This window comes from Flavobacterium sp. UBA6195 (assembly GCF_002422095.1).
GTDB lineage: Bacteria > Bacteroidota > Bacteroidia > Flavobacteriales > Flavobacteriaceae > Flavobacterium.
Genome location: NZ_DITB01000049.1, coordinates 1 through 17,219, shown reverse-complemented (window position 1 = coordinate 17,219; position 17,219 = coordinate 1). Strand labels below are relative to the sequence as shown.

18 protein-coding genes are annotated in these 17,219 nt (G+C 32.1%); 10 read left to right on the top strand and 8 right to left on the bottom strand.

Features of this window, described 5'->3' with window-relative positions; all coding sequences use genetic code 11:
• Positions 1–140 precede the first annotated feature (140 nt).
• Positions 141–1,121, top strand: coding sequence for a signal recognition particle-docking protein FtsY (ftsY, locus tag B4I81_RS03905; RefSeq protein WP_291107835.1), 981 nt, complete (start codon positions 141–143; stop codon positions 1,119–1,121).
• Between the two features lie 11 nt (positions 1,122–1,132).
• Positions 1,133–1,315 (top strand): hypothetical protein, encoded by a 183-nt coding sequence (locus tag B4I81_RS03900; RefSeq protein WP_291107832.1) that lies wholly within the window; start codon positions 1,133–1,135, stop codon positions 1,313–1,315.
• Between the two features lie 13 nt (positions 1,316–1,328).
• On the opposite strand, the gene B4I81_RS03895 is transcribed toward B4I81_RS03900, so the two are convergent.
• On the bottom strand, positions 1,329–2,393 hold the full coding sequence (locus B4I81_RS03895; protein ID WP_291107829.1) for a serine hydrolase domain-containing protein: 1,065 nt from the start codon (positions 2,391–2,393) through the stop codon (positions 1,329–1,331).
• 108 nt (positions 2,394–2,501) lie between these two features.
• On the opposite strand from B4I81_RS03895, the gene B4I81_RS03890 reads away from it, so the two are divergent.
• Complete coding sequence (locus B4I81_RS03890; RefSeq protein WP_291107826.1) at positions 2,502–2,918, top strand: lipocalin family protein; 417 nt, start codon at positions 2,502–2,504, stop codon at positions 2,916–2,918.
• Between the two features lies 1 nt (position 2,919).
• Positions 2,920–3,216 carry a DUF721 domain-containing protein gene (locus B4I81_RS03885; RefSeq protein ID WP_291107823.1) on the top strand — a complete coding sequence of 99 codons (297 nt, stop codon included), beginning with the start codon at positions 2,920–2,922 and terminating at the stop codon, positions 3,214–3,216.
• Positions 3,217–3,279: 63 nt separating this feature from the next.
• Here the strand turns inward: B4I81_RS03885 and aceA are convergent, their stop codons facing one another.
• Both aceA and aceB read right to left on the bottom strand, forming a co-directional pair.
• Positions 3,280–4,557: an isocitrate lyase gene (gene aceA, locus B4I81_RS03880; RefSeq protein ID WP_291107820.1), complete on the bottom strand. Its 1,278-nt coding sequence runs from the start codon at positions 4,555–4,557 to the stop codon at positions 3,280–3,282.
• Positions 4,558–4,643: 86 nt separating this feature from the next.
• Positions 4,644–6,224 (bottom strand): malate synthase A, encoded by a 1,581-nt coding sequence (gene aceB, locus B4I81_RS03875; protein ID WP_291107819.1) that lies wholly within the window; start codon positions 6,222–6,224, stop codon positions 4,644–4,646.
• 191 nt (positions 6,225–6,415) lie between these two features.
• Between aceB and B4I81_RS03870 the strand changes: the two genes are divergently transcribed.
• Positions 6,416–7,891: a helix-turn-helix domain-containing protein gene (locus tag B4I81_RS03870; RefSeq protein WP_291107849.1), complete on the top strand. Its 1,476-nt coding sequence runs from the start codon at positions 6,416–6,418 to the stop codon at positions 7,889–7,891.
• A gap of 52 nt (positions 7,892–7,943) precedes the next feature.
• On the opposite strand, the gene B4I81_RS03865 is transcribed toward B4I81_RS03870, so the two are convergent.
• From B4I81_RS03865 to bshC, 5 genes are all read right to left on the bottom strand, one after another.
• The gene (locus B4I81_RS03865) at positions 7,944–8,363 is read right to left on the bottom strand and encodes a nucleoside-diphosphate kinase (protein ID WP_026724611.1); all 420 of its coding nucleotides are present in this window, start codon (positions 8,361–8,363) and stop codon (positions 7,944–7,946) included.
• Positions 8,364–8,419: 56 nt separating this feature from the next.
• Entirely contained in the window at positions 8,420–8,560 is a 141-nt protein-coding gene (locus B4I81_RS03860; RefSeq protein ID WP_349678564.1) for an SUMF1/EgtB/PvdO family nonheme iron enzyme, read from the bottom strand.
• Positions 8,561–8,579: 19 nt separating this feature from the next.
• Positions 8,580–8,822, bottom strand: coding sequence for a formylglycine-generating enzyme family protein (locus tag B4I81_RS03855; RefSeq protein WP_291107846.1), 243 nt, complete (start codon positions 8,820–8,822; stop codon positions 8,580–8,582).
• On the bottom strand, positions 8,774–9,178 hold the full coding sequence (locus B4I81_RS03850) for a formylglycine-generating enzyme family protein (RefSeq protein WP_291107842.1): 405 nt from the start codon (positions 9,176–9,178) through the stop codon (positions 8,774–8,776). The genes B4I81_RS03855 and B4I81_RS03850 overlap by 49 nt, the downstream gene beginning before the upstream one ends.
• 218 nt (positions 9,179–9,396) lie before the next feature.
• Positions 9,397–10,992, bottom strand: coding sequence for a bacillithiol biosynthesis cysteine-adding enzyme BshC (gene bshC, locus B4I81_RS03845; RefSeq protein ID WP_291107813.1), 1,596 nt, complete (start codon positions 10,990–10,992; stop codon positions 9,397–9,399).
• Positions 10,993–11,098: 106 nt separating this feature from the next.
• Here bshC and B4I81_RS03840 point away from each other — a divergent pair, with 106 nt between their 5' ends.
• The 5 genes from B4I81_RS03840 to B4I81_RS03820 all read left to right on the top strand — a co-directional run.
• On the top strand, positions 11,099–13,285 hold the full coding sequence (locus B4I81_RS03840; RefSeq protein WP_291107811.1) for a B12-binding domain-containing radical SAM protein: 2,187 nt from the start codon (positions 11,099–11,101) through the stop codon (positions 13,283–13,285).
• A 91-nt stretch (positions 13,286–13,376) separates the two neighbouring features.
• Entirely contained in the window at positions 13,377–13,862 is a 486-nt protein-coding gene (locus B4I81_RS03835) for an acetyl-CoA carboxylase biotin carboxyl carrier protein subunit (RefSeq protein ID WP_291107808.1), read from the top strand.
• 10 nt (positions 13,863–13,872) lie between these two features.
• A complete protein-coding gene (locus tag B4I81_RS03830) occupies positions 13,873–15,312 on the top strand; it encodes an acetyl-CoA carboxylase biotin carboxylase subunit (protein WP_291107838.1) in 1,440 nt (479 codons plus the stop codon).
• A gap of 33 nt (positions 15,313–15,345) precedes the next feature.
• The gene (locus tag B4I81_RS03825) at positions 15,346–16,887 is read left to right on the top strand and encodes an acyl-CoA carboxylase subunit beta (protein ID WP_291107805.1); all 1,542 of its coding nucleotides are present in this window, start codon (positions 15,346–15,348) and stop codon (positions 16,885–16,887) included.
• A gap of 91 nt (positions 16,888–16,978) precedes the next feature.
• Positions 16,979–17,219, top strand: a 241-nt coding sequence (locus tag B4I81_RS03820) for a LysM peptidoglycan-binding domain-containing protein (RefSeq protein WP_291107801.1), incomplete at its 3' end; no start/stop codon positions are given.

Below are 17,219 nucleotides of genomic sequence, written 5' to 3'. Positions count from 1 at the left end.
TGAAAAAGAAATAATTCATTTTACACTATATAGATAAGCTACTTTCGTTTGAAAGTAGCTTTTTTATTTTTACATTTGTCAGATAAATAGATTCAAGTAAAAAAATCACAATCTATAAAAGCTTAAACCTTAATTTTAGTATGAGTTTTTTTAAAAAAATATTTTCTTCCGATAAGAAGGAACAAGCTATAAGTGAAGAGGCAAAACAAACTTTAGACAAAGGATTAGAGAAAACAAAGACATCGTTTTTTTCGAAGCTTACTAAAGCCGTAGCTGGAAAATCGAAAGTGGATGCGGAGGTTTTAGATAATTTAGAGGAGATTTTAGTTTCTTCTGACGTAGGAGTTAATACCACCTTAAAGATTATAGAGCGTATTGAAGAACGTGTTTCAAGAGATAAGTATCTTGGAACTGATGAATTGAATGGTATTCTAAGAGAAGAAATTGCAGGTTTATTATCAGAAACTAATTCAGGTGAAGCAACGCAGTTTGAAATTCCAGCGTATACAAAACCATATGTAATTATGGTGGTTGGTGTGAATGGAGTTGGAAAAACCACTACTATCGGTAAGTTGGCCTACCAGTTTAAAAAAGCTGGTTATAATGTAGTTCTTGGTGCGGCAGACACTTTCAGAGCAGCTGCTATTGATCAATTACAAATTTGGGCCGATAGAGTAGGTGTGCCAATTGTGAAACAAAAAATGGGAAGTGATCCTGCTTCTGTAGCTTTTGATACTTTACAAAGTGCAGTCGCTCAAAATGCTGATGTTGTTATTATTGATACAGCAGGTCGTTTGCATAACAAAGTTGGTTTGATGAATGAACTTTCTAAAGTAAAAAAAGTAATGCAAAAAGTGGTGGAAAACACACCAAATGATGTACTTTTGGTTTTAGATGGTTCTACAGGTCAAAATGCCTTTGAGCAAGCAAAACAATTTACTGCTGCAACAGAAGTTTCTTGTTTGGCAGTTACCAAATTAGATGGAACTGCAAAGGGTGGAGTTGTTATTGGGATTTCAGATCAATTTCAAATCCCAGTCAAATATATTGGTGTTGGTGAAGGAATTGAAGATTTACAAGTGTTTAATAAATACGAATTTGTAGATTCGTTTTTTAAATAAGATTTACTACCGTGAAAGAACTTTTAAAATACAGAACAGTACAACTCTTTTTAGTTGCTTTGGTTTTAGCTTTAATTGCTATACCATTTGAAGGATATGATTTTATATTTTTATCTCTTCGATTAACTTCTTTTGCGATTTTTATGTATTTGTTGATTAAATTTACAAGTGGTAAAAAGAAATTAAAAAAATAAAAAATAAATGCTGTTAGTTAATAACAGCATTTATTTTTTGCCAAAATTCGTTATCAAATCCCGAAACAGCAAAGTTTGGATTAGCTGGATTAGAAGCTTCTCCCATTCTCACAATCACTAATTTTCTGCTTGGAACTACATATATTCTTTGATCTGCAGCTCCCATAGCAGCATACATTTCAGCTGGAGCATTGGAAACAATTGACCCAGAAAATAAAGTTTGACTTCCTGGTAACATGTAATTGGACTTACCATTTAACCACCACAAATACCCATAAGATGGATTAATGCTTTGTGAAGTTGAAATACTTTCATTGAAATAAGTTTGATTAATGATTTGTTCGTTATTCCATTTTCCTTTATTCATAGCTAACAAACCAAATCGCGCCATACTTCGGGTGTTACTGTGATAAATTTTATATATAACCCCGTTATTCCAAAATCCATCCATTCCTATTTTGTTTTTTAATTTGGTATTAAAATAATTTTCAAATGTTTGACCACTAGAAGCGGCAACTACATCCATTAATTTTTGAAAAACATTGTGATATGACCAACGAGTTCCAGCGTCAGCTAAATAAGTTAGATTTGGAGTAATTACCAAATCGCTTTCATCATTAATTCCTGATGTCATGGTTAATAAATGACGAGATGTAATTAAATTTTCTTTATTTAATGGCTCGCTGGTCCATCCTGTTCCTAGATATTGTGAAACTCTAGTGTTTATGTTCAATAGATTTTCTTGTTGTGCTATCCCAACTGTACTTGCTACTAATGTTTTACCAGCACTATTCCATTGCCAAGTATCATTTGCAGTGTGGCCATTAAAATAATGCTCCATAACAATTTTACCATTATGTAAAATGATAAAACCTTTGCTGTGTTTTTCTTCTAAATAATTTAGTAAGGGTTGTACTTGAGATTCATTCCACCCAAGTGATGCTACTGTTTTTGTTTCCCAAGTGGATGAACCAATAGGAGGAAAATACATTTTTTCATCAGGAATATTAGAAGACGAATCATCATTACTACAGCTCAGTAGTATTGTGAGTAAAAATAAAGGGATAAGTTTTTTCATATAAGTTTTAAAAAGATTAAACTATTGATTAGACAATAAAAATACATAATAGTTTAATTGATTTGATTTTTTAATTGTAATTTTAGACTTCAATTTTAATGTGCTTTTATGAAAAAAATATTTTTATTAATTGTTTTAACCTCAATGCTTTCCTGTAAACAAAAAATCAAAGAGACTGATATATCTAATTTAAATGGGTATTGGGAAATCGAAAAAGTAGATCTTCCTGATGGCGATAAAAAAGAATATAAGGTAAATGAAACAATAGATTTTTTCAAAATTGAAAATAAAAAAGGCTTTAGAAAAAAAGTAATGCCTCAATTAGATGGAACTTACTTGACCAATGACCTTCAAGAAAACATATCTGTAGTTTTGGAAAACGGAGAAGCTACCCTTCAATACAAAACAAATTATGCCTCTTGGGAGGAAGAAATAATTGAACTAACTAAAGATAAATTAGTAGTTAAAAATGAGCAAGAAATGGAGTATTATTACAAAAGACCTACAAAATTTTCAGTAAAATAAAATGGCTAAGCGATTTAACGAAGAGAGTCCGATAGGAGATGTATTAAAACAATTTATTTATCAAAATAAGTTGGAAGCAGGTATGGATGTAGTGAATGTTCGAGATGCTTGGAAAAATTTAATGGGAAATGGAGTTAACAATTATACAACTGAGATTCAATTAAAAGGATCTACATTGTATGTAGCTTTATCGTCAGCGGTTTTGCGTGAAGAATTAAGTTATGGAAAAGAAAAAATCATAAAAATGATTAATGAAGAGCTCAGAAAAGATGTGGTGACAAATCTAATTTTACGATAAAAAAAGCCCCAATTATTAATAGAAATGGGGCTTCAATAAACTCAAAATTAAAAATTAATAAGATTAAAATTGTGCAGTTTCTGTAGAATTTTTCATAGCTACAGTTGAAGATAATCCTGCGGTCACAGCATTTTGAACTTCATCAAAATAACTTGTTCCAACAAAATTTTGATGTTTTACAGCTCTAAATCCTTCAGCTTGTAAAGCAAACTCTTTTTCTTGTAATTCTGAATATCCTGCCATACCTTTGCGTTTGTATGCTAAAGCTAATTCAAACATTGAAGTATTTAAAGCGTGGAATCCAGCTAATGTTATAAATTGAAATTTATATCCCAATTTAGCAATATCTTCACGGAATGTTTCCATTTGTGCAACTGATAATTTTGCTGCCCAATTGAATGATGGAGAACAATTATAAGCTAATAATTTTCCAGGATATTGTTTATGGATAGCCGCAGCAAATTTTCTTGCTTCTTCCAAATCGGGTGTAGAAGTTTCTAGCCAAACTAAATCAGCATAAGGAGCATATGACAATCCTCTGTCAATTCCTTGTTCAATTCCTGCTTCTACGTAAAAAAATCCTTCAGGAGTTCTCTCTCCAGTAATAAATTTTCTATCTCTTTCATCAATGTCGCTGGTTAATAAATTGGCAGCATCAGCATCTGTTCGAGCCACAATTAATGTTGGAACTCCCATTGTGTCAGCCGCTAATCGTGCAGCAATTAATTTATTGATGGCTTCTTGTGTTGGAACTAAAACTTTTCCGCCTAAATGCCCGCATTTTTTTGCAGATGAAAGTTGGTCTTCAAAGTGAACTCCTGCAGCACCGGCTTCAATCATGCTTTTCATAAGTTCAAAAGCATTTAAGTTGCCTCCAAAACCCGCTTCAGCATCAGCAACAATTGGAACTAGATAATCTTTTTTGTTTTCAACTTTGTTCACAGACTGAATTTGGTCGGCGCGTAACAATGCGTTGTTAATACGCTTAACAACTAATGGAACACTGTTAGCAGGATATAGAGATTGATCAGGATACATTTCGCCAGCTACATTTGCATCTGCAGCTACTTGCCAGCCACTCAAATAAATAGCTTCTAATCCAGCTTCTACTTCTTGAATAGCTTGATTTCCTGTTAGTGCACCTAAACCAGCAACCCAATCCTGATTGTTTAATTTGTTCCAAAGAATTTCAGCTCCACGGCGCGCAATAGAATATTCTATTTGATATGAACCTTGTAGTTCTATTACTTTTTCTGCAGTGTAAGGTCTTTCGATACCTTTCCATCTTGGATTTGTTGTCCAATCCGTAATTAATTGTTGAATTCTTTCTTCAGTTTTCATAATTTTGTGGTGTTTTTAGATAGTTATTATTTTGTAATTATTTATGGATAGACTGTCGGATGTTGCAGCATTCGGCAGTTTTTTTGTTAGTCTATATACTCGTATGCTTTCAAGGTTAAAAATTCGTCTAATTCTGAATTTAATATCATTTCTGTGAAAAGTTTTGTCGCTAATTCAAATTTTCCTGAATTAAATCGTTCTTCTCCAACATAGTCTTTGATTTTGATTAACTCTTCAGAGGTATACTTTTGATATAGTTCAGGATTGCATTTTTCTCCATTTTCAAGAGTAACTTCTTTATGTAACCAAAGCCATAATTGTGTTCTTGAGATTTCAGCAGTGGCCGCATCTTCCATCATATTATATAAAGCTGCTGCTCCAACTCCCATAAGCCAAGATTCGATGTATAAAATTCCAACATTGATATTTTTACGGACTCCGTTTTCTGTTACGGTTCCTTTCGGAAGTTCTAACAATTGTTCTTCTGTTATATTCAATTCAGCTCTTTTAATATGCATTTGGTTTTTTGTTGGCATATTTTCGTTGAAAACTTTCATTGCTAGCGGTACTAATCCTGGATGAGCTACCCAAGTGCCATCGTGTCCGTTTTTAACTTCTCTTTCTTTATCTGATTTTACTTTTTCATATGCTATTTCATTTGCATGTTCGTCATTTTTTATAGGAATTTGCGCTGCCATTCCGCCTATTGCTAGTACATTTCTTTTGTGGCAAACTTGAACTACTCTTTGCGAATAGGCACTCATAAAAGGGCTAGTCATTGTAACTTGGTCTCTGTCTGGAATCATAAAACCAGACTGTAATTTTAGTTTTTTGATGTATGAAAAAATGTAATCCCATCTTCCACAATTTAATCCTGCCATATGATCTTTTAATTCATATATGATTTCATCTAATTGAAAACTTGCAGTAATTGTTTCAATTAAAACGGTTGCTTTTATTGTTCCGATTGGAATTTTGAAGTAGTCTTGTGAATATAAAAAAACATCATTCCACCAACGAGCTTCTTCATAATGTTCTAATTTTGGTAAATAGAAAAATGGAGCTAATTCTTGTTTTATTAGAGTTTCTGCATTGTGGAAAAAGAATAAACCAAAATCTACTAAAGCGCCAGAAAAATTTTTCCCATCTAATTGAATGTTTTTTTCTTCTAAATGCAAGCCTCTTGGGCGAACTAAAAGTGTGGCTGTTTGATTATTTAATTGATATTTTTTTCCATTTTGTTCTATTGAAATGGTTTTGTTTATAGCATCTTTTAAATTTTGTTGCCCATCTAATAAGTTAGACCAAGTAGGAGAGCAGCTATCTTCAAAATCTGCCATAAAGACTTTTGCGCCAGAATTTAATGCATTAATAACCATTTTTCTATCAACAGGTCCTGTAATTTCAACTCTTCTGTCTAGCAAAATTTCAGGGATTGGAGCAGCAGTCCAATTGCTATTTCTTATTTCTAATGTTTCTTTTGGAAAATGAGGCTTTTCACCTAAATCAAAACTTTTTTGTTGTTCTTTTCGCTTTTCTAGTAATTCTAATCTTTTTGGATTGAATTTTACTTGTAGCTTTTCTATAAATAATAAAGCATCATCTGAAAGGATTTCAGGATACTTTTCTTGTTGTTTTACTTGAAGTTGTGAGATATTCGTTTCCATAATTAGAAAGTTTATTTGTTTGATTGGTACAATATTATAAAATTAAAAAATACAAAACAAGCGAACGTTCGCAAAAATGTAAAAAAAAATAAAAAAAACGTTTTTCGCAAAAATGTATTATATTTGTTTTCTCTTGTAAAATGAGGCAAAGAGTAAAAGATTTTTAATTTTTTTTAAATAGTTGATTGATGATTGAAGAAGAATATATCCGTTTGATTTTTGGTTTAAAATTGAAACAAATTAGAACCGATAAAAATCTATCGTTGTTTGGTTTGGCAAAAATGACAGGTTTGTCTAAATCGTATTTAAACGAAATTGAAAAAGGAAAAAAATATCCTAAAAGAGATAAGATTGTACTTTTATCTGAAGCTTTAGAAACAACATACGATCAATTAGTTTCTTTAAAATTGGATAAAAATTTGGCGCCAATTGGAGAGATTTTGCAGTCTAGAATTCTAAAAGAGATTCCATTGGATATTTTTGGAATTAAAGAAAGCGATTTAATTGATATTATTGCAGAAGCTCCTGTAAAGGTTAATGCCTTTATTAGTACACTTTTTGAAATTGCTAAACACTATAATTTAACACGTGAAAGTTTCTTTTTAGCTGCTTTACGTTCATATCAGGAAGCAAATAATAATTACTTTGAAGAAATTGAGCTACAGGTTGAAAAATTTGCCAAAGCATATTCACTAGATTTGAATAAACGGTTAAATTCAAAAGATTTTGAAGAAATTTTAGTTGAAGAATACGGTTACACAATTGAGAATGATGAGTTAGCCCAGCATAAGGAATTGAATAATTTGCGTTCTGTTTTTGTGCCAAGTTCTAAAACTCTTTTGGTTTCGTCTGAAACTGATGATTCGCAACGAATGTTTATTTATGCAAAAGAAATTGCTTATAATTTTTTGAATATAACGGATAGATTGTTTACTTTTTCATGGATAAAATTTGATAGTTTTGATCAGGTTTTAAATAATTTTATAGCTTCATATTTTGCAGGAGCTTTATTAATTCCGCGTAAATTACTAGTTGCATCACTTAAATCTTTTTTTGATAAGAAAACTTTTTCTACTAATGATTTTCAAATGTTGATGGATGGTTTTACAGATTCTCCTGAAACCTTTTATCAACGATTAACGAATGTGTTACCAAAAGATTTTAATCTGAAAAATTTATTCTTTTTGCGATTTAGTTACAAACCTGAACGTACTGATTTTCAGTTGACCAAAGAATTACACATAACAAATTTATTAGAACCACATGCAAATGAACGAAATGAACATTATTGTCGTAGGTGGATATCTTTAAAAACAATTCAAGATTTGACAGAAACAACTGAAAATCATGTATTAGATAGTCAGATATCTTCTTATAATCATACTGATAATGAATATTTTGTAATTTCTTCGGCTACAAAAGATCCTTTTAGAAAAGGTTATTATAGAAGTATTGCATTAGGCATTATGATTAATCAACATTCTTTAAGTAGAATAGCTTTTCTGCAAGATGAAAAAATTAAACGAAGAAAAGTTGGAGTAACTTGCGAATCTTGTTCAATTTCAGATTGTTTAGAAAGAGTTGCACCACCCAAAAATTTGGAACGAAAAGCTCGTTTTTTGCAAACAGATATAGTTGTGAAAGAGATAATGGAAAAATATAGGTAAAAAAAATCCCGATTCAATGAATCGGGATTTATTTATATGATAATTCTAAAAATTAGAATTGCTCTCTTCCTGAAAAATGGAAAGCACTTTCAATAGCTGCATTTTCATCAGAGTCAGATCCGTGAACAGCATTTTCTCCAATTGAAGTAGCATATTTTTTACGGATAGTTCCTTCAGCTGCATCAGCAGGATTAGTAGCTCCAATTAAAGTTCTGAAATCCTCAACTGCATTTTCTTTTTCTAAGATAGCAGCTACAATTGGACCTCTTGTCATAAATTCAACTAATTCACCAAAAAATGGTCTTGCAGCGTGAACAGCGTAAAAAGCTTGTGCATCAGCAATAGTTAATTGAGTTAATTTCAAAGAAACAATTTTGAAACCACCTTCTGTAATCATGTTTAAGATACCACCAATATGTCCGTTTTCTACAGCATCTGGTTTAATCATTGTAAAAGTTCTGTTTGTTGCCATTTTTAAATTTTTTGCAAAGTTACCATTTTAATTAGGTTTTGCAATACTGTTTTTTATTATTTTGTAATTGTTCTAGCTACTCTAAAACCGTAAAACTCATGAGTTTTGTTTGGCTCTGTAGAAATTCTATTTGCTGGGCGAGCATAATTAGGTTGGCTATCCCATGATCCTCCTCTCACACATCTTCTATTTCCCATTTCTGGACCTCTAGGATTATCATTTTTTTTCTAATTTATGAAAATCTTTGTTGTACCAATCCCAACACCATTCCCAAACATTCCCACTCATATCATATAAGCCTAATTCATTTGGGAGTTTTGTTCCAACTGTATGTGGAGTTCCATTACTATTTGATTTATACCATGCTACATCATCTAAGTTGTCGCTTCCGCTAAATTTCAATGATTTTGTTAAAGCACCTCCTCTAGCAGCATATTCCCATTCAGCCTCAGTTGGAATTCTATATCCATTCGCTTTAAAATTGCATATGAAATTAGGTCCTTTTTTTGTGTAAGCGGTTGTAACTTTTCTCTTTTGCTTAGCCAATTACAATAAGCAATTGCTTCATTCCAAGTTACCCCATTAATTGGGTGATTTTCTTGCCATCCCCATTGTGGTTTTTCTGGCATTTTCATTTTGTTTGCTTTAATAAACTCTTTCCATTCCCATACAGTAACCTCAAATTTACTAATCATAAACGAATTTAATTTTACAACATGTTCTTTTTGTTCATCTACATCAGCAACTTTATCGGTTGATTTTGAACCCATTTTGAAAGTACCCCCTTCAATTAAAACAAAATCTGAATTAGTAATTCGATTATTAAAAGCAAAGAAAGCTATTATTGAAACTAATAAAACCGAAAAAATGTAATTTTTTTCATAAGTAGTATTGTTATTTTGGTGCGCAAATATAGTAATAATTTAACATAAGCATTTAAAAATGTTATATTTATGTAAAATATATTTGATATTATGTTAAAAAAATAAATATATTGCTTTTTATCGAATAAAATAGCTTTTTATCGATTATTTTAAATAATAACAATAGTAAAACTTTGATTAAGTGGATTTAAACTTTCAATTAATTTTGTAATTAATGAATTGTTTGAATAAATATCATTATAAAATTCTGAAAAGTTTAAAACTCTTTCTTGTAGAATTCCTTTAGGAAATAAATCAGCTTTAATTTCTAATATTCTATTGATTTTTTCAGATACTATTCTTTTTTCTGCTTTAAGTAATCTTTTTTCTAAATTATTAAGCCCTTTGATTTGTTTTGTTTCTTGAGCTGCAACCGCTCCTAAGAAAGATTTATCAGTTTTAGATGCAATTTCATAAAGTACAATAAACTGATTTTTTAAGACTTCCTTTTGTTCAGAAAAATCAATTGTAAATTGGGAATATTCTTTTGTCTTTAAATCAATAAGTTTTTTTTCAGATTGAAAAATTTCATTCCAATTTACATGTAACTTATCTAATTTCGACACTTGTTTTTCAGTAGCAATCAATACTGAGTTTCTAACTAATAATATTGGAAATGCAATGTTGTTGGCCTCAAACATTGATTTTAATTCCAACCAATAAGCTATTTCTCCACCACCCCCAATATAACACAAATTAGGCAAAATTACCTCTTGATATAAGGGTCTTAAAATAACATTCGGACTAAAGTTTTTAGGGTTGTTTTCTAGTTCCGTAAGAATTTCACTTTCAGAAAAAGATAATGTAGTATTATTAATTTTGTAATTTCCATTTTCAAAAACTATACGTTCTCTTAAATTATCCTGAATGTAAAATAGATTTATTTCTCTAGGATTTACTTGAATAGTATAAGGTTTTAATTGTTCAATAGTTTCGCTTACTTTATCGAAAGAAGTTTGTTGTAACAATTCATTTTTCGCAAATGGAATAAATAATTTTTTAAGCTCTAAGTCGTCTCCATCTAAAATTACTAAACCTTCATTTTTAAATAATTCGTTAGCTAAATATCGAGTTGCATCTGCTAAATTAGGATGCTCTAAATAGGATTTTTTAAATAAGTCTTTCAAATAACTTGCATTATTTCCCAAACCTAATTCTTTGGAAAACGAATCAAATAGTTCCTCCAACCCAGAAGTATCTAATCGACCAACAGGTCCCTTACTTTCTTTTTTCCATTCCATTTTTTTTCCTTTGAAAAGAAAGTAATTGATTTCTTCAAAATCATGATCTTCGGTGGCCATCCAATAAATAGGAACAAAATTCTGTTCTGGATAAGCCGCTTTTAATTCTTTAGTTAAATTTATTACCGAAATAATTTTATAAATAAAGTATAGCGGACCCGTAAGTAAATTCAACTGATGTCCAGTAGTGATAGTAAAGGTATTTGTTAGGCTTAAAAGTTCAAGGTTATTTGAAGTTTTCTCTGAAAATTGAAAGTTATTATATTGCTTTTTTAGCGCTTCTACTAAGATTTTTCTGTTTTCAACTGGAAAATTATTCTTTTTTTCTTCGAATTGAAATTTAAAGTTCTCAATTGAAGGAAAACGATTGTACAACGACTTTAATTCAGCCTTTTGGTCTAAATAATCTATGATTAATTTTGAAAAATATCCCGAATTTTGATAGGTTATACAGTCGTTAGGCATTTTGGTAATTTTTTTTGCTAAAATAGTAAATTTCTACATTTTCTATTCGTATTTAACAAGGAGTTAGGATTTGATAAAAAGCCTTACTTTTGCAAAAAAATCATCCTTGAAAAACATCCTCTTAATCACACCACCTTTTACCCAACTGAATACGCCGTATCCAGCAACGGCTTATTTAAAAGGTTTTCTGAATACCAAAAACATTTCGGCTTACCAAATGGATTTAGGAATAGAAGTGATTTTAGAAATGTTTTCAAAGAAAGGTCTAATCGAGATTTTTTCACCCATCATCCATAATCCATCACCCAACACACAAAGAATTTATTCGCTCAAAGACGATTACATCAAAACCATCGATGCTGTAATTGCTTTTCTTCAAGGTAAAAATTCATCGTTAGCGCGTCAAATTTGTTCTGGAAATTTTTTACCTGAAGCCTCTCGTTTTGATCAATTAGACGATATGGAATTTGCCTTTGGTTCGATGGGAATGCAAGATAAAGCGAAACATTTAGCCACTTTATATTTAGAAGATTTATCCGATTTTATTGTAGAATGTGTTGATGGAAATTTCGGATTTAGTCGCTATGCAGAAAGGTTAGGAAGAAGTGCTAATTCGTTTGATGAGTTATACAATCATTTGCAAAATGAATTAACGTTTATTGATGAAATCACCATCAAAATTCTGAAAGAAAGAATTGAAGAAGTACAACCGAAATTAATCTGTTTTTCTGTTCCTTTTCCGGGGAATTTATACAGCGCTTTCCGTTGTGCTCAATTCATAAAAGCAAATTTTTCAAATATAAAAACTGCAATGGGTGGCGGTTTTCCAAATACGGAACTCCGCGAATTAAAAGACCAACGCGTTTTTGAATTCTTCGATTTTATTACACTCGATGATGGTGAATTACCTGTAGAGTTGCTTCATAATTTTATTTGTCATTCTGAACTTATTTCAGAATCTGAATTTAAGCGTACTTTCCTTTTAGAAAACAACCAAGTCGTATATAAAAACAATTCAACTCGTCACGATTACAAACAAAGTGAAGTAGGCACTCCAGATTATTCCGATTTGTTACTCGATCAATATATTTCGGTTATTGAAGTTGCCAATCCTATGCACAGTTTGTGGAGTGATGGTAGATGGAATAAACTCACTATGGCGCATGGTTGTTATTGGGGAAAATGCACGTTTTGCGATATTTCTCTAGATTATATAAAATTATACGAACCCATCGCTGCCAAAATTCTGGTAGACCGAATGGAAGAATTAATCGCTCAAACAGGCGAAAATGGATTTCATTTTGTAGACGAAGCGGCACCACCTGCATTAATGCGTGAAGTGGCATTGGAAATTATCAAACGAAATTTAGTTGTCACTTGGTGGACAAACATTCGTTTTGAAAAAAGTTTTACAGCTGATTTATGTTTGTTATTGAAAGAATCGGGTTGTACTGCTGTTTCTGGTGGATTAGAAGTAGCTTCGGATCGACTTTTAGAATTAATTAAAAAAGGAGTAACAGTTGAGCAAGTAGCACAAGTAACCCGAAATTTTACCGAATCAGGGATCATGGTGCATGCGTATTTGATGTACGGTTATCCAACACAAACCATTCAAGAAACGGTAGATAGTTTGGAAATGGTGCGTCAATTGTTCGAATTAGGTGTTTTGCAAAGCGGTTTTTGGCATCAATTTGCTATGACAGCGCATTCACCTGTTGGAATGTTTCCAGAGGAATTCGGTGTAATTCCTGAGCAAAATAAAATTACGTTTGCTAATAACGACATTAATTTCAAGGATAAAACTGGAATCAATCATGATAAGTTTAGTTATGGATTGAAAAAATCGTTATTCAATTACATGCACGGAATCTGTTTTGATTACGATTTACAAGATTGGTTCGATTTTAAAATTCCAAAAACAAAAATTCCTTCTGATTTTATTTGTAATTGTTTGGAAAAAGAACAAAATTTCACAACAAAACCAAATGCAAAAATCGTTTGGCTAGGAGGAAAACCTCAAACCGAAATCTTTACCAAATCAAAAAAAGGAAATTCTTGGGAAATGATGAAATTAACGTTTCATAACAAAACGCAATCCTACGATATTTCTGTAAATGCCGAAGAGGGAAAATGGTTGATAGAAACTTTAGAACAAATTTCTGTTTACACTGAAAATAAAATAACTTTTTCGCAATTGAAATCAAATTTTGAACAACAATTTGATGATTTTGAATTGTTTTGGTATTCAAAACCGGTATTAACTTTAAGACATTTAGGTTTGTTATCATTGTGAAACCTATAGCATTTTTACAATTTTTATAAGATTTAGTGTTTACGAAAACGTTTTCTTTTCGTAAGTTTACGTCCACTAAAAAAAATCTCATATGGATAACATTTATAAGCTTTTAGTAAACAATTCTGCTCCGTTTGAATTTACTGAAAATAGTCTTCAAAATTTAGATGCCGTAAAGGTTGAAGAAGCCAAGTTTCACGTACTAAAAGATAACAAACCCTACAAGGCTGAAATTGTATCGGCTGATTTTATTTCAAAAAAATATACCGTAAAAATTAACAATAACACTTATGAAGTGGCTATTTCTGGTGCTTTAGATGAATTAATCAAAAGTATGGGAATCGAACGTGGTAGAACAAAAGTGGTAAATGCTATCAAAGCACCAATGCCAGGTTTGATTTTAGAAATCAACGTTTCGGTTGGACAAGAAGTAAAAGAAAACGATCCTTTATTGATTTTAGAAGCCATGAAAATGGAAAACTGTTTTCTTTCACCAAGAGATGGAGTTATCAAATCAATCGCGGTTGAAAAAGGAAACGCAGTAGACAAAGGACAATTGTTAATTGAATTCGAATAAGATGAAAGAAATTAAGAAAATATTAGTTGCCAATCGAGGTGAAATTGCTATCAGAGTAATGAAAACTGCGAAAAAAATGGGAATCAAAACGGTTGCGGTTTATTCGTCTGCCGATAGAAATGCATTACACGTTAAATATGCTGATGAAGCTGTTTTAATTGGAGAAGCAGCGTCAAGTCAATCGTATTTACGTGGTGATAAAATCATTGAAGTTTGTAAAGAATTAGGAGTTGATGCCGTGCATCCAGGTTACGGATTCTTGAGTGAAAACTCAACTTTTGCAGAAGCTTGTGAAAAAAATAACATCATTTTCATCGGACCAAAATCAAAAGCGATTGAAATGATGGGAAGTAAGTTAGCAGCAAAAGAAGCTGTGAAACATTACAATATTCCAATGGTTCCAGGAACAGAAGATGCTATCACCGATATCGAAGCTGCAAAGAAAATTGCAACAGAAATTGGTTTTCCAATTCTAATCAAAGCATCAGCTGGTGGTGGAGGAAAAGGAATGCGTGTTGTGGAAAAAGCAGAAGATTTCGTGTCTCAAATGGATAGAGCAATTTCAGAAGCAACTAATGCATTTGGAGACGGTTCGGTTTTCATTGAAAAATATGTAACCAAACCACGTCACATCGAAATTCAAGTAATGGCAGATAGTCATGGAAATATTGTCTATGTTTTCGAAAGAGAATGTAGCATCCAACGTCGTCACCAAAAAGTAGTAGAAGAAGCACCATCTGCGATTTTGACTCCAGAAAAACGTAAAGAAATGGGTGAGGCGGCTGTAAAAGTGGCAAAAGCTTGTGATTATTTAGGAGCAGGAACAGTTGAATTTTTAATGGATGGCGATCATAATTTCTACTTTTTAGAAATGAATACACGCTTGCAAGTAGAACATCCAGTTTCGGAATTAATTTCTGGATTGGATTTGGTGGAATTGCAAATTCGTGTAGCTCGTGGAGAAGCTTTACCAATGAAACAAGAAGACTTACAAATCAAAGGTCACGCTATGGAACTTCGCGTATATGCCGAAGATCCAATGAATGATTTCTTACCTAATGTTGGTACTTTAGTTAAATACCAATTACCTGTTGGAGAAGGAATTCGTGTGGATAACGGAATCGAAGAAGGAATGGATGTGCCAATTTATTACGATCCAATGCTTTCAAAATTGATTACCTACGGAAATACGCGTGAGGAATCTATCGAATTGATGATTAAGGCGATTGATAATTATTTGGTAGAAGGAGTTCATACTACTTTACCTTTTGGAAAATTTGTTATGGAACACGAAGCTTTCCGTTCAGGTGATTTTGATACTGGATTTGTGAAAGCGTATTATGATGCGGAAAAGCTCAAATCAAAATTAGATACTGAAGCCGAAATTGCAGCTATGATTGCATTTCAACAATACGTTGAAGATCAAAAAGTGTTAAGATTGCCTAACTAATTGGCAAATTGTCTAATTGACTCATTACAAAAAATGGAAGATAAAATTAAAGTATTAAACGATAAAATAGCTTTAGCCAAATTAGGTGGAGGCGAAAAAAGAATAGCAGCACTTCACGCTAAAAAGCGTTTAACAGCAAGAGAGCGTGTCGAATATTTATTAGACGAAGGTTCGTTTGAAGAAATCGGAATGTTGGTAACACACCGTACTACCGATTTTGGAATGGAAAAAGAAATTATCTATGGCGATGGAGTAGTAACCGGTTACGGAACCATCAACGGAAGATTAGTATGTGTTTTTGCTCAAGATTTTACGGTTTTTGGAGGTTCGTTATCAGAAACTCATGCTGAAAAAATCTGTAAAGTAATGGATATGGCAATTAAGAATGGTGCCCCAATGATTGGATTAAATGATTCTGGTGGTGCGCGTATTCAGGAAGGTGTTCGTTCTCTTGGCGGTTATGCGGATATTTTCTACAGAAATGTTCAAGCTTCTGGAGTAATTCCACAAATTTCAGCTATTATGGGACCATGTGCTGGTGGAGCGGTTTATTCTCCAGCTATGACCGATTTTACCATGATGGTAGAAAACAACAGTTACATGTTCGTAACCGGACCAAACGTTGTGAAAACCGTTACCAATGAAGAAGTAACTTCAGAAGAATTAGGTGGAGCAGCTACTCATGCCTCAAAATCAGGAGTTTGTCATATTACATCTCCAAATGGAGTAGAATGTTTAGAAGATATTAAACGATTACTGAGTTATATCCCACAAAATAATAAAGAAACTACTCCAAAATTACCTTATGAATTTCAAGATGAGGTTCGAGAAAAATTAGACACACTTGTACCTGATAGCGCGAACAAACCTTACGACATGCACGAAGTAATCAGCGGAATTATCGATGAAGATTCGTTCTTTGAAATTCACAAAGATTTTGCCCAAAATATTATTGTAGGTTTCGCTCGTTTAGGCGGAAGAAGCATCGGAATTGTGGCTAACCAACCTATGGTTTTAGCCGGTTGTTTAGATGTAAATAGTTCGATTAAAGCTGCAAGATTTGTTCGTTTTTGCGATTGTTTCAATATTCCTTTATTAGTATTAGAAGACGTACCAGGATTCTTACCAGGAACTGACCAAGAATGGAACGGAATCATCACACACGGAGCAAAATTATTATATGCATTCAGTGAAGCAACTGTGCCAAGAGTTACGGTGATTACTCGTAAAGCATATGGTGGCGCTTATGACGTAATGAATTCAAAACATATTGGTGCTGATATGAATTTTGCTTGGCCAAGTGCCGAAATTGCCGTAATGGGAGCAAAAGGAGCTTCGGAAATTATCTTCAAAAAAGAAATTAGTGAAGCAGCTGATCCAGTGGCTAAATTAGCAGAGAAAGAAGCAGAATATGCGGAGTTATTTGCTAATCCATATACTGCAGCGCAACGTGGTTTTATCGATGAGGTAATTTTACCAAGAGATACCAGAAGAAAATTAATAAAAGCGTTTAGTATGTTAGAAAATAAAGTAGTTGATACGCCAAAACGCAAACACGGAAACATTCCATTGTAATTTAAAATAATGTTAAAACTCCCTTTTTAAAGGGAGTTTTTTTTATCTTGCAACCGTCAAATTAGCTACAATCCATCTAAATTAATTCTAAATGAAATTATTCCAAATTATAACTTTTTTTCTATTCTTCTGTAGTAGTGTTGTTTTTTCTCAAAAGACAATTAAACATACAGTGGTTTCAGGTGAATCCATTTATTCTATTGCTAAAAAGTATGATGTAAGTGAATCTGATATTTATGAATTAAATCCAAAATCGAAAGGCGCTTTACTACAGTTAAAAACTGTTTTGTTGATTCCCAACAAAAAATCAAAATCTAAGAGTAATAAAGAAG

Bases quoted from the DNA above. Each gene is read 5' to 3' on its own strand.
- bshC (WP_291107813.1), bottom strand. From the start codon at position 10,992: ATGCCTAACGACTGTATAACCTATCAAAATTCGGGATATTTTTCAAAA.
- aceB (WP_291107819.1), bottom strand. From the start codon at position 6,224: ATGGAAACGAATATCTCACAACTTCAAGTAAAACAACAAGAAAAGTAT.
- ftsY (WP_291107835.1), top strand. From the start codon at position 141: ATGAGTTTTTTTAAAAAAATATTTTCTTCCGATAAGAAGGAACAAGCT.
- B4I81_RS03835 (WP_291107808.1), top strand. From the start codon at position 13,377: ATGGATAACATTTATAAGCTTTTAGTAAACAATTCTGCTCCGTTTGAA.
- B4I81_RS03865 (WP_026724611.1), bottom strand. From the start codon at position 8,363: ATGGCAACAAACAGAACTTTTACAATGATTAAACCAGATGCTGTAGAA.
- B4I81_RS03895 (WP_291107829.1), bottom strand. From the start codon at position 2,393: ATGAAAAAACTTATCCCTTTATTTTTACTCACAATACTACTGAGCTGT.
- aceA (WP_291107820.1), bottom strand. From the start codon at position 4,557: ATGAAAACTGAAGAAAGAATTCAACAATTAATTACGGATTGGACAACA.
- B4I81_RS03825 (WP_291107805.1), top strand. From the start codon at position 15,346: ATGGAAGATAAAATTAAAGTATTAAACGATAAAATAGCTTTAGCCAAA.
- B4I81_RS03885 (WP_291107823.1), top strand. From the start codon at position 2,920: ATGGCTAAGCGATTTAACGAAGAGAGTCCGATAGGAGATGTATTAAAA.
- B4I81_RS03860 (WP_349678564.1), bottom strand. From the start codon at position 8,560: ATGGGAAATAGAAGATGTGTGAGAGGAGGATCATGGGATAGCCAACCT.
- B4I81_RS03890 (WP_291107826.1), top strand. From the start codon at position 2,502: ATGAAAAAAATATTTTTATTAATTGTTTTAACCTCAATGCTTTCCTGT.